Origin of the sequence: Spongiactinospora rosea, assembly GCF_003315795.1 — a bacterium.
GTDB lineage: Bacteria > Actinomycetota > Actinomycetes > Streptosporangiales > Streptosporangiaceae > Spongiactinospora > Spongiactinospora rosea.
In genome coordinates this window covers 171,542-184,919 of the sequence record NZ_QMEY01000007.1, presented here as the reverse complement: position 1 = coordinate 184,919, position 13,378 = coordinate 171,542, and the positions used below count along the sequence as shown (strand labels likewise).

12 protein-coding genes are annotated in these 13,378 nt (G+C 70.2%); 4 read left to right on the top strand and 8 right to left on the bottom strand.

Translation table 11 applies throughout. The features are described 5' to 3' along the window. Window positions 1-225: 225 nt before the first annotated feature. The gene (locus DP939_RS18950; RefSeq protein WP_147268042.1) at window positions 226-1,536 is read left to right on the top strand and encodes a hypothetical protein; all 1,311 of its coding nucleotides are present in this window, start codon (window positions 226-228) and stop codon (window positions 1,534-1,536) included. 3 nt (window positions 1,537-1,539) lie between these two features. Here DP939_RS18950 and DP939_RS18945 read toward each other — a convergent pair whose 3' ends face one another. The 8 genes from DP939_RS18945 to DP939_RS18910 form a co-directional block, all read right to left on the bottom strand. Next, window positions 1,540-1,821, bottom strand: a complete 282-nt coding sequence (locus DP939_RS18945) for a hypothetical protein (RefSeq protein WP_113982047.1) — start codon at window positions 1,819-1,821, stop codon at window positions 1,540-1,542. Window positions 1,822-1,888: 67 nt separating this feature from the next. Then, window positions 1,889-2,647 carry a succinate dehydrogenase/fumarate reductase iron-sulfur subunit gene (locus DP939_RS18940; RefSeq protein WP_113982046.1) on the bottom strand — a complete coding sequence of 253 codons (759 nt, stop codon included), beginning with the start codon at window positions 2,645-2,647 and terminating at the stop codon, window positions 1,889-1,891. Further along, entirely contained in the window at window positions 2,647-4,545 is a 1,899-nt protein-coding gene (locus DP939_RS18935; RefSeq protein ID WP_199565256.1) for a fumarate reductase/succinate dehydrogenase flavoprotein subunit, read from the bottom strand. Before DP939_RS18935 ends, DP939_RS18940 begins: the two co-directional genes overlap by 1 nt. A gap of 51 nt (window positions 4,546-4,596) precedes the next feature. Next, window positions 4,597-5,400: a hypothetical protein gene (locus tag DP939_RS18930; protein ID WP_113982209.1), complete on the bottom strand. Its 804-nt coding sequence runs from the start codon at window positions 5,398-5,400 to the stop codon at window positions 4,597-4,599. 223 nt (window positions 5,401-5,623) lie between these two features. Continuing rightward, entirely contained in the window at window positions 5,624-6,073 is a 450-nt protein-coding gene (locus DP939_RS18925) for a response regulator (RefSeq protein WP_113982044.1), read from the bottom strand. Then, window positions 6,066-7,607 carry a sensor histidine kinase gene (locus DP939_RS18920; RefSeq protein WP_113982043.1) on the bottom strand — a complete coding sequence of 514 codons (1,542 nt, stop codon included), beginning with the start codon at window positions 7,605-7,607 and terminating at the stop codon, window positions 6,066-6,068. Before DP939_RS18920 ends, DP939_RS18925 begins: the two co-directional genes overlap by 8 nt. Next, window positions 7,604-8,821, bottom strand: a complete 1,218-nt coding sequence (locus tag DP939_RS18915; protein ID WP_225878351.1) for a PP2C family protein-serine/threonine phosphatase — start codon at window positions 8,819-8,821, stop codon at window positions 7,604-7,606. The genes DP939_RS18920 and DP939_RS18915 overlap by 4 nt, the downstream gene beginning before the upstream one ends. Before the next feature lie 22 nt (window positions 8,822-8,843). Next, window positions 8,844-9,782, bottom strand: a complete 939-nt coding sequence (locus DP939_RS18910; RefSeq protein ID WP_113982042.1) for a LysR family transcriptional regulator — start codon at window positions 9,780-9,782, stop codon at window positions 8,844-8,846. 178 nt (window positions 9,783-9,960) lie between these two features. Here DP939_RS18910 and DP939_RS18905 point away from each other — a divergent pair, with 178 nt between their 5' ends. From DP939_RS18905 to DP939_RS18895, 3 genes are read left to right on the top strand one after another with little or no spacing between them, the layout of a single operon-like run. Then, the gene (locus DP939_RS18905) at window positions 9,961-10,725 is read left to right on the top strand and encodes a succinate dehydrogenase cytochrome b subunit (RefSeq protein ID WP_113982041.1); all 765 of its coding nucleotides are present in this window, start codon (window positions 9,961-9,963) and stop codon (window positions 10,723-10,725) included. After that, window positions 10,722-12,647 carry a fumarate reductase/succinate dehydrogenase flavoprotein subunit gene (locus tag DP939_RS18900; RefSeq protein ID WP_113982040.1) on the top strand — a complete coding sequence of 642 codons (1,926 nt, stop codon included), beginning with the start codon at window positions 10,722-10,724 and terminating at the stop codon, window positions 12,645-12,647. The genes DP939_RS18905 and DP939_RS18900 overlap by 4 nt, the downstream gene beginning before the upstream one ends. Continuing rightward, window positions 12,644-13,378 carry a succinate dehydrogenase/fumarate reductase iron-sulfur subunit gene (locus tag DP939_RS18895; protein ID WP_113982039.1) on the top strand — a complete coding sequence of 245 codons (735 nt, stop codon included), beginning with the start codon at window positions 12,644-12,646 and terminating at the stop codon, window positions 13,376-13,378. Before DP939_RS18900 ends, DP939_RS18895 begins: the two co-directional genes overlap by 4 nt.

The following is a 13,378-nucleotide window of genomic DNA, read 5'->3' as shown; positions in this document are numbered from 1 at the left end:
GCTCGGTTCCCCTGGTCAGAGGCGGTGGCCCCGGTCACGCGGATTGCATCGGCCCCGGCCCGAGCCCGATGGAGACGCACCTGACCTGATCCAGGCGACCGGCTGGAAAAGGTTCAGTGGCCGCTGGTCGGATTAGCGGCAAAGCGGTGTTGCCCGCACTGGTTTGCTGTTAGTTTTACCCATCTAGGGTTTTCCTTGACTTGGAAGTGTTCGGGGAGGACACGGGTGTCGCGACAAGGGCGAGCCAAGGCCGTGTCCGTGCTGGTCGTCACGATCGGCCTGTGCGGTGCCGGAGTCCTGGCGGCGGCTCCGCTGATCGGTTCGAGCGCGGTCGCCGAGGCGCGAGGCGTACACGCCGCCGCCTCGCCGACGAAACCGGAGCCACCCGAAAACGCGGGCCCCGAGGTCCCCGAGGACTCCGACCTCGAACCGGAGGTGACGGTCACCGTCACCGAGACTCCAGAGGAGCCGGTCGAGGTCACCGAGACGGTCACGGTGACCCCGAAGAAGCCGAAGAAGCCCAAGACCACCAAACCGGTCAAGACGCCGCCGCCCGCGCCCGACCCGACGACGCCCGCGCCGCAGCCGCAGCCGCTGCCCAGCCAGGACATCCCGGAGATCCCCAGCAACACGTCGACCGCCGAGGTGCCCGTCCCGTCGGTGGGGGAGTCCTCGTTCTCGCTGCCCGCCGCCACGGGCACCGCGCTCGATCCCACGCCGTCCGGCCAGGCGCCGGTGGTCTCGCAGGCGCAGAGCACCGAGGTCATCGCGGCCGAGCTGCGCGAGGGCATCCCGGAGATGGACCGCGTCACGCTCAGCCGTCAGCTCGCCATCCCGGCGCTGGTCCTGACCCTGCTCGCGCTGTTCGCGGTGCTGTTCTACGAGAAGAGGCTGCGCCGCATGGTGCACGCCGCGGCCGTCCGTACGGCGGGCCCCGGCGTGGCCGGCGACCCGGCGGCCTACCCGGGTTACCCAGGTTACCCGGGCTACCCGGCGGGTCCGGGCTACGTCGCCAACTACGTCCCCGGCGGCTACCCGGCCGGTCCGGCGTACACGACCGTCGTGAGCTTCGTGCCGGTGCCGCAGCAGCAGCCCGTCCCGCCGTACGACCAGCAGCCGGTGCTCCAGCTACAGCCCGAGGCCGACGCCGGAGCGCCCAAGCCCACTGAGACCCCGGCCGCTCCGGCCACCGGTACGGTGCGCGGCCCGCACGACCTGCCCCCCGAGTCCTACCTGGAGGGCCCGCACGACCGCGGCGGCTTCGACGACTTCAAGGAGCCGGGCGAGCCCGGCAAGAGCGCGTCCACGTGGTTCTCCCCGTCCGGCAAGGACACCCCGTCCCCGCCGTACCGGATGCCCGCCGACACCCCGCGCTACGGCCCCGAGCCGCCCCCCGCGACGCCCGACACGACGGCGGTCTACGTCATGCCCGAGCTCCCCAAGGACGCCCCCAAGCCCCCTGAGCCCGCCCCCGAGGTCCAGGAGGGCCCCGGCGGCGCCCCCAAACGCGGCCTCTTCAAGCGCCGCAAGCCCTGAGGCTCATCCCGCCAGGGCGAGCGTGCCGAACCGCCACAGGGGCAGTACCAGGGCGAGCGCCAGCCACCACGAGATCACTGGCCGCCGCGTGGCCACCCGGACCGCGGTGATGGCGATCAGCCCGCAGACGAGCGAGGCCGCCAGCCCCGGAAGGGCGGCGACGGCCTTCGCCAGACCCGGTGGAGTGATAGTGGCTTCGGCCCACCCGGCGAAGACGATCGCCCAGTAGCCGAAGAAGAGCACGCCGGCGGTGCCGAACAGCGCCGCCGCGATCCGATCGCTCATGGCCACTCCTTGGCTCACGGTGTACCGGGTGTCCCGGGGCGGCTTGAGGGCCGCCCCGGGGAGGAGGTCACTTGGTGGCGGAGCGCTTGAAGATCTTGTTGCCGAGCCAGACCAGGGGGTCGTAGCGGCGGTCGACGACGCGTTCCTTCATCGGGATCAGCGCGTTGTCGGTGATCTTGATGTGTTCCGGGCAGACCTCGGTGCAGCACTTGGTGATGTTGCAGTAGCCGAGGCCGTGCTCGTCCTGGGCGGAGTCCTGGCGGTCGGCCACGTCGTAGGGGTGCATGTCGAGTTCGGCGATCCGCATCAGGAAGCGCGGACCGGCGAACGCCTGCTTGTTCTCCTCGTGGTCACGGATCACGTGGCAGACGTTGTTGCACATGAAGCACTCGATGCACTTGCGGAACTCCTGGGACCGCTCGACGTCGATCTGCTTCATCCGGTACTCGCCGGGCTGGACGTCCGACGGCGGCGTGAAGGACGGGATCTCCCTGGCCTTCTGGTAGTTGAAGGACACGTCGGTGACCAGGTCCTTGATCACCGGGAAGGCGCGCATCGGGGTGACCGTGATGACCTCGTCCTCCGAGAAGGTGGACATCCGGGTCATGCACCCCAGCTTGGGCTTGCCGTTGATCTCCATGGAACACGAGCCGCACTTGCCCGCCTTGCAGTTCCAGCGGACCGCGAGGTCGGGCGCCTGGGTGGCCTGGAGGCGGTGGATGATGTCGAGGACGACCTCGCCCTCGTTCACCTCGACGGTGAAGTCCTCCAGCCGGCCCTCGCCGCCCTCACCGCGCCACACGCGGAACTTGGCCTTGTAGCTCATCATGACTCCTTGACCGCGAGGTCGTACTCGGCCATCTCTTCGTCCGTGAGGTACTTGCTCAGCTCCCCGCGCTCGAAGAGGGTGATCAGGTCCGCCCGCATGGACGGCTGGGGCTGTTCCTGGACGTTCACCGCCGTGCCGTCCGGCGCCGCCGAGCAGACCAGCAGCCTGCGCCGCCACTCGGGGGTCATGTCCGGGTAGTCGTCGCGGGTGTGACCGCCGCGGCTCTCCTGGCGGGCCAGCGCGGCCCGCGCCACGCACTCGCTGACCAGCAGCATGTTGCGGAGGTCCAGGCACAGGTGCCAGCCGGGGTTGTAGATCCGGCTGCCCGCCGCGCCGACGCCCTTGGCGCGCTCGCGCAACTTCTCCACCGCCGAAAGGGCCTCGGTCATCTCCCCGGCCTTGCGGATGATCCCGACCAGCTCGTTCATCGTCCGCTGCAGCTCGTGGTGAACCTCGTAGGGGTTCTCGCCGGGCCGTTCGAGCGGAGCCAGTACCTCGGCCTGGGCCGCGGCCACCGCGTCCTCCGGTGCGACCGGCCGCCGCTCCAGGCCGTCGATGTAGGCGGCGGCTCCGGCGCCCGCGCGGCGGCCGAAGACCAGCAGGTCCGACAGCGAGTTGCCGCCGAGCCGGTTGGAGCCGTGCATGCCGCCGGACACCTCGCCCGCCGCGAACAGCCCCGGCACGGACGCCGCCGCGGTGTCGGCGTCCACCTCGACGCCGCCCATCACGTAGTGGCACGTCGGGCCGACCTGCATGGGCTCGGCGGTGATGTCGACGTCGGCCAGCTCCTTGAACTGGTGGTGCATCGACGGCAGCCGGCGGCGGATCTCCTCGGCGGGGAGCCGGCTGGAGACGTCCAGGAACACGCCGCCCTGCGGTGAGCCGCGCCCGGCCTTGACCTCGGAGTTGATCGCCCTGGCCACCTCGTCACGGGGCAGCAGCTCGGGCGGGCGGCGGTTGCCCGCCTGGTCGGTGTACCAGCGGTCGGCCTCCTCCTCGGTGGTGGCGTACTTGTCCTTGAACACCTCGGGGATGTAGTCGAACATGAACCGCTTGCCCTCGGAGTTGCGCAGCACCCCGCCGTCACCGCGGACCGACTCGGTGACCAGGATGCCGCGCACGGAGGGCGGCCAGACCATGCCGGTCGGGTGGAACTGGATGAACTCCATGTTGATCAGCTTGGCCCCGGCCAGCAGCGCCAGCGCGTGCCCGTCGCCGGTGTACTCCCAGGAGTTGGAGGTCACCACGTAGGACTTGCCGATGCCGCCGGTGGCCAGCACGACCGCCGGGGTGTCGATCCGCAGCAGCCGCCCGGTCTCCCGCCGGTAGCCGAAGGCCCCGGCGATGGCGCCCTCGTCGTCCTTGAGCAGGCGGGTGATCGTGCACTCGGCGAAGACCTTGATGTAGGCCTCGTAGTCGCCGTGGACGGCGTAGTCCTCCTGCTGGAGGGCGACGACTCGCTGTTGCAGGGTGCGGATCATCTCCAGGCCGGTACGGTCGCCGACGTGGGCCAGCCGCGGGTACTCGTGCCCGCCGAAGTTACGCTGGCTGATCTTGCCGTCCTTGGTCCGGTCGAACAGCGCGCCCCACGCCTCCAGCTCCCACACCCGGTCGGGGGCCTCCTTGGCGTGCAGCTCGGCCATCCGCCAGTTGTTCAGGAACTTGCCGCCGCGCATGGTGTCGCGGAAGTGGACCTGCCAGTTGTCGGCCGGGTTGACGTTGCCCATGGCGGCGGCGGCGCCACCCTCGGCCATGACGGTGTGCGCCTTGCCGAACAGCGACTTGCACACGATGGCGGTCTTCTTGCCCTGCTGACGCGCCTCGATGGCGGCCCGCAGCCCCGCTCCGCCGGCGCCGATGACGACGACGTCGAATTCGTGACGTTCGATATCCATGATCTGGGCTTCCTTAACGGGCTTTCTGAACGGGCTTCCTCATCAGGCTTCCTAGAAGAACGTGATGTCGGTGACGATGCCCTTCGCCACGAGCCGTACGTAAAGGTCGGCGAACAGCACGGTGTACATCGACACCCAGGCCAGCAGCATGTGCCGGGCGTTCAGCTTGGAGACCAGGCCCCAGAACCGGTACCGCAGCGGGTGGCGCGAGAAATGGTTGAGCCGTCCGGCGACGATGTGCCGGCAGGAGTGACAGGACAGCGTGTAGGCCGAGATGAGGACCGCGTTGACCGCGAGGATCAGCGTCCCCACGCCCGCGTGTCCCCATTCGCCGTTCGCGTCGCGGAAGGCCATCACGGCCTCATAGGTGAGGACCGCGGAGATCAGGACCGAGCCGTAGAAGAAGTAGCGGTGGACGTTCTGCAGGATGAGCGGCAGCCGGGTCTCGCCGGTGTACTTCCCGTGCGGCTCTGCGACCGAGCAGGCGGGCGGCGACAGCCAGAACGAGCGATAGTAGGACTTGCGGTAGTAGTAGCACGTCAACCGGAACCCACCGGGCAGCCCCAGCACCAGGACACCCGGCGGCAGCGGGAACCAGTCGCCGATCGGTGCGAACCCGAGCACCCGCGCGCCCTCCGGGCACGCCTCAAGCAGACAGGGTGCGGCGAAGGGGGCGACGTACGGGGCGATGTAGTAACTGGGGTCGAACATCGCCCAGAAGCCGTACACGAGGAAGGACGCGAGGGCGGCGAAGGTGAGCACCGGGGCCAGCCACCATCGGTCCGTGCGCAGCGTGCGCGCCTTGAGCTGGGCGCGTTGTCTCCTGGCCGGGTTCTCGGCCGTTGTCTGGGTCATCAGTGACCTCTCCATGTCCCGCGGACCTCGCCGGCGGGGTCCGGGTCTCGTTCATTCGTGCGCGCACGACTCGTGGCAGGGACAAGACACACACGCAGCGGCACGCGTTGGTGGCAGATACGTTACGACCACTGCATCGGCTTGTGTGAGCCGGGTCACTCACTTTTTCGCGGTCCTGGTGTGATTCCTGTCACGTAGCCGGTCAATGATCCCGTCTGAAGTGTCAGGAGTGGAGTCCGGGACGGGCGAGTTTCCCCACTGTTACGAAAAAGTCGTCGATCTGCCGCACTACCTGGATAAATCGCGTGAAGTCCACTGGCTTGGACACGTACGCGTTCGCATGTAGATGGTAGCTCCGTAGGATGTCCTCCTCCGCCTCGGATGTGGTGAGGACCACAATCGGGATGCTGCGCAGCTCGGCGTCCTGTTTGACAACGGCGAGCACCTCCAGCCCGTCCATGCGCGGCAGGTTGAGGTCGAGCAGCACGAGGTCGGGGCGCGGAGCGCCGGAGTAGGGGCCCTCGCGGCGCATGAAGGCCACGGCGTCCTCGCCGTCCTCCACCACGTGCAGCCGGTTGCGCAGCTTGTTGTAGGCGAACGCCTCCCTGGTCAGCAGCACGTCGCCGGGGTCGTCCTCGACCAGCAGGACCTCGATCGGGTAAAGGTCAGCCATCGTCGTCGGCTCCTGATCCGGGGAGGGGGGCGACCGGTGGGTCCGCGCGAACGGTCCACCGGAACGTCGTGCCGGGGGTCTCCGTGTCTCCGTGCTCTACCCAGATCCGGCCGCCCAGATACTCGGCGATCCGCTTGGCCATCGCCAGGCCGATTCCGGTGCCGGGGTACGCCTCGCGCGAGTGCAGCCGCTGGAAGATCAGGAAGATCCGGTCGGTGTGCCGGGGGTCGATCCCGATCCCGTTGTCGGAGCAGGAGAACACCCACATCTCGCCGTCCCGCTCGGCGCCGATCCGGATGTGCGGCGGCTCGGCCGAGCGGAACTTCACCGCGTTGCTCAGCACGTTCTGCCAGAGTCTGGTGAGCAGCGGCCCGTTCGCGTACACCTGCGGCAGCCCGCCGTACTCGATCCTGGCCCCCGACTCCTCGACCGCGGCGGCCAGGTCGCGCAGCGCGGCCCGCAGGGCCTCGCCGGAGTCGGTCATCTCCAGCGCGCCGCCGACCTTGCCGACGCGGGAGAAGTCGAGCAGGTCGTTGATCAGCTTCTGCATGCGCTTGGCGCCGTCCACGGCGTAGGCGATGTACTGGCGGGCGCGGTCGTCCAGGTCGGCCGCGTAGCGCTGTTCCAGCATCTGGGTGAAGCCCGCCACCTTGCGCAGCGGCTCCTGCAGGTCGTGGCTGGCCACGTAGGCGAACTGCTCCAGGTCGCTGTTGGACCTGCGCAGTTCGGCGGTCTGCTGCTCCAGCCTGCGCCGGGCGTGCTGGGCGGTGCGCCACTCGGCCAGGATGCGCCCGCGCATGTCGTCCACGTCGGCGGCGAGCGCGGCCAGCTCGGCGGGGCCGCGGACCCGCACCCGGTGGTCGAAGTCGCCGGCAGCGACCGTGCCGACCTGCGCCGCCAGGTCGTTGACCGGGCGCAGCACCGCCGTGCGCAACACCACGGCCAGTACGCCGAGCGCGGCCACCAGCAGCGCCGTCCAGATCGCGAGCGCCACGTAGACCCGGCCCGCCCCGGCGTTGACCGCCGCCCCGCCCGTCCGGTGAACGTCGGCCAGCCGCTCCCGCAGCGCGGCCAGCTCGGCGTGGACCGCGGCCTGCCGTACCTCGCCCGCGCGCTCGTCGCCGGACCCGCCCGCCGCGACCGGGTCGGCGTACTCGGCCCGCCACCGCGCGGACGCCACGCCGAGGCGGGTGAGCGCCGCGGTGACCGGCTCGCCGAACTCCTGCCCCGCCACCAGCCGGGCGATCTCGCCGGACGCGGCGCGCTCGGCGGTCACCGCCGCCCGGTAGGCGGTGAGGCGCCCCGCGCCCGGTTCGGCGCGGTGGGCGGCGATGGCGGCCCGCTGCGCGTCCTGCGCGGTGGCCAGGTCCATCGTGCGCAGGATCGCCGGGTCGATCACGTCCAGGATGGTGTGCCTGGCCTTGCGTCCGTCGCCGAGCGCGATCGAGGTGAGCACCGCCCCGGCCACCAGCAGCACCGCCATCAGCGCGGCGGTGAGCAGCAGCAGCCGCCCGATCGTCAGCCGGGCGATCATCGCTCTGCCGGAGGCCGGCGAACCAGTACCAGGGCGAGATCGTCGTTGAGCGCGTACCTGTGCCGCCCGGTGACCCCGCCGACGATCCGGTCCAGGTCGAACCCGCCGTGCTCGCGGACCATGCGCAACAGCCCCTCCAGGCCGAGCAGCGAGCCGCCCACCGACGCCTCGATCAGCCCGTCGGTGTAGAGCAGCATCGCCCAGTCCGCGCCCAGCGCGACCTCGATCGCGGGCCACTCGGCGTCCAGGAAGATCCCGAGCGGCGGCCCGGACGGCGTGCCGTTCACGAACTCGATCGACCCGCCGCGCAGCACCAGCGGCGGCGGATGCCCGGCCACCCACATCAGCGCGGAGTCCAGCGCCGGGGCGATGGTCGCCACGCAGACCGTGGTGAAGATCTCCGGGGCGTTGCGCTCCTGGCGCAGCAGCGCGTCCAGGATGCGCAGCATGCCGGTGCCGGTGTGCCCGGCCAGCACCAGTGTGCGCCAGGCGATCCGCAGCGCCACGCCGAGCGCCGCCTCGTCGGGGCCGTGCCCGCTGACGTCGCCGATCAGGACGTTCACCGCGCCGTCCACGCCCTGCACGGTGTCGTAGAAGTCGCCCGCCAGCAGGGCCTCCTGCCGTCCGGGGAGGTAGCGGGTCTGGTGGTCCAGGTCGCCGGTGTGCAGCAGCGCCACCGGCAGCAGGCCGTGCTCCAGCCGGGCGTTCTCCTCGGCCACCCGCTCGGCCTCGCGCAGCCGCTGGGTGGTCAGCACGGCGTGTTTGCGCTCCACCGCGTAGCGGACGGCCCGGTCCAGTGTGCGGGTGTCCACCTGACCCTTGACCAGGTAGTCCTGGGCTCCGGCGGCCACCGCGGCGGCCCCGGCCGAGGCGTCGTCGAGCCCGGTCAGCACCAGCACGGGCGCGTACGGGGCGCTCGCGATGACCTGTTCCGGCGCCTCAAGCCCGGTCGCGTCGGGCATGGACAGATCCACCAGCACGCAGTGGATCTCGGGGGTGAGCCTGCTCAGGCCGTCGGCCAGGGTACGGGCCCAGAAGATCTTGGGCGGCGTGCGGGTGGCGCCGAGCAGTTCCTGGACCAGGTACGCGTCGGCCGGGTCGTCCTCGATCAGCAGCAGGGTGAGCGGGCTGGGCTCCTCCTTCCGCGGGCCGACATGCCGATCGGGGGGCTCGCCTGCGGTGGACGTGCCGGGGGGCAGCGAGATCACGGACACCTCGTGGGTTTTCGGGACCGGCCTATGCCAACCGGCCGGCCAACTCAACTCCCTGGGGAAGGCTGCCGTCCTGCGCGGCCTGGGTGAGGAACCGGAGCAGCGTCGCGCGAAACGCCTGCGCGGCGCGGATCGGTTCGACGTCCTTGCGGTGCGAGAGCGCGATGGTGCGGTGCAGGCCCGGCGGCACCAGCGGGGTGCCGGTCAGCCCGGGGCGGGCGTCCAGCACCATCGAGGGCACCACCGCGATGCCCAGCCCCGCCTCGACGAACCTGAGCACGGCGTCCATCTCACCGCCCTCGACGGAGAACCGGGGCTCGAAACCGGCCTGCCTGCACGCGTTGAGCGTCGCCTCCCGAAGGTCGTAGCCGCGCCGGAACATCACCATCGGCCGGCCGCGGAGATCTTCGATCCGCAGATGGTGCCTGCGCGACGGCGGGGAGTGCGACGGAGAGGCCACGACCAGATTTTCGCTGAGGATTTCCTCGGTGACCAGAGAGGGGTCGCTGCTGTGCAGCGGCAGAATGATCAACGCCAGGTCGAGCTGCCCCCTGGCGAGGTCCTTCACCAGGTCGCGCGAGCCGCCCTCCTCCACCAGCAGCTCGACGCCGGGATAGTCGATGTGGAATCTGGCCAGGGCGTCGGCCAGCAGCCCCGCGCACAGTGACGGGGTGGCGCCGAGGCGTACCCGCCCGCGGCGCAGCCCGGCCAGCTCGGCGACCTCGCGGCGGGCGGTGTCGGCGTCGGCCAGCATCCGGCGGGCGAGCGGCAGCAGCGCCTCGCCCGCGGGGGTCAGGGTGACGTTGCCGCGGGCGCGGTTGAGCAGCGGCGCGCCCAGTTCCTCCTCCAGCGCCCGCACCTGCTTGCTCAGCGACGGCTGCGCCACGCGCATGCGCTCGGCGGCATGCGTGAAGTGCCTGGCCTCCGCCACGGCCACGAAGTAGGCGAGCTGCTGAAGCTGCACAATTCAATAGCGTAGGGCTATCGATTCCGGCGGCTTCATGCGGTGTGAGTTTGGTCGCAGAACGCGTGCCTGCGCGCACCGCCACGGGCGCGGACGCAGAGTGAATAGCTGATGGCTATGGAAACCAGGCAGTTGCCGACTTGGACGCCTCACGCGCGCGGTTCGTAACGTCGGGGGCGTGACAGCCACGATCGAGCGCGGTGCGGCCACCGCGCCAGTCGCCTCCCACGAGCCGCCCCGGCCGCCGACGGCCGCTCGCAACCGCAAGGGCGGGTTCTTCCGCTCGTCCAATGGCAAGAAGGCCGTGATGGCGGTCACCGGCGCCGTCATGGTGCTCTACCTGATCGCGCACATGGCCGGAAACCTGAAGATCTTCTTCGGCGCGACCGACTTCAACGAGTACGCGGCCTTCCTGCGCGAGATCGGCCACCCGCTGGTGCCGTACCGGACCGTGCTCACCCTGGTCGAGGTGGTCCTGGCGGTGTCGGTCGTGCTGCACATGTGGTCGGCGGTGTCGCTGGCCAGGCGGGCCTCCCGGGCCAGGCCGGTCAAGTACGCGGCCAGGCCGAAGTCGCAGGCGTCCGGGTACGCCGTCCAGACCATGCGGTACGGCGGCGTCATCATCCTGCTGTTCGTCATCTGGCACCTGCTGGACCTGACCTTCGTCGCGGTGAACCCCGCCGGTCCGAACAGCGAGCCCTACCAGCGGCTGGTCCAGGGCTTCGCGATCGGACGCTGGCCGGTCACCCTGTTCTACGTCGTCGCGCTGCTGATGGTCGGCCTGCACCTGCGGCACGGCCTGTGGAGCGCCTTCCAGACGCTGGGCCTGGCCGGAGGGCGCAGGGAGCGCCCGCTGAAGCTGGCCGCCGCGGGCATCTCGGCGCTGCTGGTACTCGGCTTCCTCTCCGTCCCGCTGTCGATCACGATCGGACTGGTCAAGTGACCCACACCGTCGGCGAGCCCATCAGGGACACCAAGGCCCCCGAGGGGCCGATCGAGGAACGCTGGAGCAAGCGGCGTTTCTCCGCCAAACTCGTCAACCCCGCCAACAAGCGCAAGCTGCACGTCATCGTGGTCGGCACCGGCCTGGCGGGCGGCTCGGCCGCCGCGACCCTGGGCGAGCTGGGGTACAACGTCACGTCGTTCTGTTACCAGGACTCCCCGCGCCGGGCGCACTCGATCGCCGCGCAGGGCGGGATCAACGCCGCGAAGAACTACCGGGGCGACGGCGACAGCATCTACCGGCTGTTCTACGACACGGTCAAGGGCGGCGACTTCCGGGCCCGCGAGTCGAACGTGTACCGGCTGGCCGAGGTCAGCGTCAACATCATCGACCAGGCGGTCGCGCAGGGCGTGCCGTTCGCCCGGGAGTACGGCGGGCTGCTCGACACCCGCTCCTTCGGCGGCGCGCAGGTCTCGCGTACCTTCTACGCGCGCGGCCAGACCGGCCAGCAGCTGCTGCTCGGCGCCTACCAGGCGCTGGAGCGCCAGATCGCGGCGGGCACGGTCACCATGCACACGCGGCACGAGATGCTGGACCTGATCGTCTCGGACGGCCGCGCCCGGGGCGTCGTGGTCAGGGACATGGTGACCGGCGAGATCGAGACGCACCTGGCGGACGCGGTGGTCCTGGCCACCGGCGGCTACGGGAACGTGTTCTTCCTGTCCACCAACGCCAAGGGCTGCAACACCACGGCGATCTGGCGGGCGCACCAGCGCGGGGCGTACTTCGGCAACCCCTGCTACACGCAGATCCACCCGACGTGCATCCCGGTCAGCGGGGAGTACCAGTCCAAGCTGACGCTGATGTCGGAGTCGCTGCGCAACGACGGCCGGGTGTGGGTGCCGGTCAAGGCCGGCGACACGCGGGAGCCGGGGGAGATCCCCGAGGCCGAGCGCGACTACTACCTTGAGCGGATTTATCCGGCCTTCGGAAACCTCGTCCCCCGGGACATCGCCTCCCGCGCCGCCAAGAACGTCTGCGACGAGGGCCGCGGCGTCGGCCCCGGCGGACTCGGCGTGTACCTCGACTTCGCCGACGCCATCGCCCGGCTGGGCCGCGACGCGGTGGAGAAGAAGTACGGCAACTTGTTCGAGATGTACGAGCGCATCACCGGCGAGGACCCCTACACCCGGCCGATGCGAATCTACCCCGCCGTCCACTACACGATGGGCGGACTGTGGGTGGACTACGACCTCCAGTCCACGATCCCGGGCCTGTTCGTGATCGGCGAGGCCAACTTCTCCGACCACGGGGCCAACCGGCTGGGCGCGTCCGCGCTGATGCAGGGCCTCGCCGACGGGTACTTCGTGCTGCCCACCACCCTTGGCGACTACCTGGCGGGCGGGCCGTACGGGGAGATCGACCAGAAGGCCGTGGCCACGGCCGAGAACGGGGTCCGCAACAAGATCCAGAAGCTGCTGGCGGTCAACGGCACGCGCACCGCCGACTCCTACCACCGCGAGCTGGGCAAGCTCATGTGGGACTACTGCGGCATGGAACGCACCGAGGAGTCGCTGCGCAAGGCGCTGGCCCGGATTCCGGAACTGCGGAACGAGTTCTGGGAGAACGTCAAGGTGTCCGGGCACGCCGAGGAACTGAACCAGGCGCTGGAACGTGCCGGTCGGGTCGCCGACTTCTTCGACCTGGCCGAACTGATGTGCATCGACGCCCTGCACCGCAGCGAGTCCTGCGGCGGGCACTTCCGGGCCGAGTCCCAGGACTCGGACGGCGAGGCGCTGCGCGACGACGAGGACTTCGCGTACGTCGCGGCCTGGGAGTACAGCCCCGAGGGCGGGCCGGTGCTGCACCGTGAAGACCTCAAGTACGAATACGTGAAGATGACCCAGCGGAGTTACAAGTGAACCTGACCCTGAAGGTCTGGCGCCAGGACGGCCCCTCGGACCAGGGGCGGATGGTGACGTACGAGGTCAAGGACGTCTCGCCGGACATGTCGTTCCTGGAGATGCTCGACGTCCTGAACGAGCGGCTGATCCTCGAAGGCGACGACCCGGTGGCGTTCGACCACGACTGCCGCGAGGGGATCTGCGGCATGTGCGGCATGGTCATCAACGGGGTCGCGCACGGCGAGCAGCGCGCCACCACGACCTGCCAGCTCCACATGCGGCACTTCAAGGACGGCGACACCGTCACCATCGAACCGTGGCGGGCCGCGCCCTTCCCGGTCGTCAAGGACCTGGTGGTGGACCGGTCCGCGTTCGACCGGATCATCCAGGCGGGCGGGTTCGTCTCGGTGCCCGCGGGGTCCGCGCCGGACGCGCACGCCATCCCGGTCAAGAAGGACGACGCGGACTCGGCCTTCGACGCGGCCACCTGCATCGGCTGCGGCGCCTGCGTGGCGGCCTGCCCGAACGGCTCCGCCTCGCTCTTCACCGCCGCCAAGATCACCCACCTGGGGCTGCTGCCCCAGGGGCAGCCGGAGCGCGACAAGCGCGCCAAGGCCATGGTCGACCAGATGGACCTGGAGGGCTTCGGCGGCTGCACCAACACGGGCGAGTGCACGGCGGTCTGCCCGAAGGGCATCCCCCTGAGCACCATCGCCCAGATGAACCGCGACTACCTCAAGGCAAAATAG

Coding starts and splice junctions, on each gene's coding strand:
- DP939_RS18925 (WP_113982044.1), bottom strand. CDS start 6,073: ATGGCTGACCTTTACCCGATCGAGGTCCTGCTGGTCGAGGACGACCCC.
- DP939_RS18930 (WP_113982209.1), bottom strand. CDS start 5,400: ATGACCCAGACAACGGCCGAGAACCCGGCCAGGAGACAACGCGCCCAG.
- DP939_RS18940 (WP_113982046.1), bottom strand. CDS start 2,647: ATGAGCTACAAGGCCAAGTTCCGCGTGTGGCGCGGTGAGGGCGGCGAG.
- DP939_RS18920 (WP_113982043.1), bottom strand. CDS start 7,607: ATGATCGCCCGGCTGACGATCGGGCGGCTGCTGCTGCTCACCGCCGCG.
- DP939_RS18945 (WP_113982047.1), bottom strand. CDS start 1,821: ATGAGCGATCGGATCGCGGCGGCGCTGTTCGGCACCGCCGGCGTGCTC.
- DP939_RS18935 (WP_199565256.1), bottom strand. CDS start 4,545: ATGGATATCGAACGTCACGAATTCGACGTCGTCGTCATCGGCGCCGGC.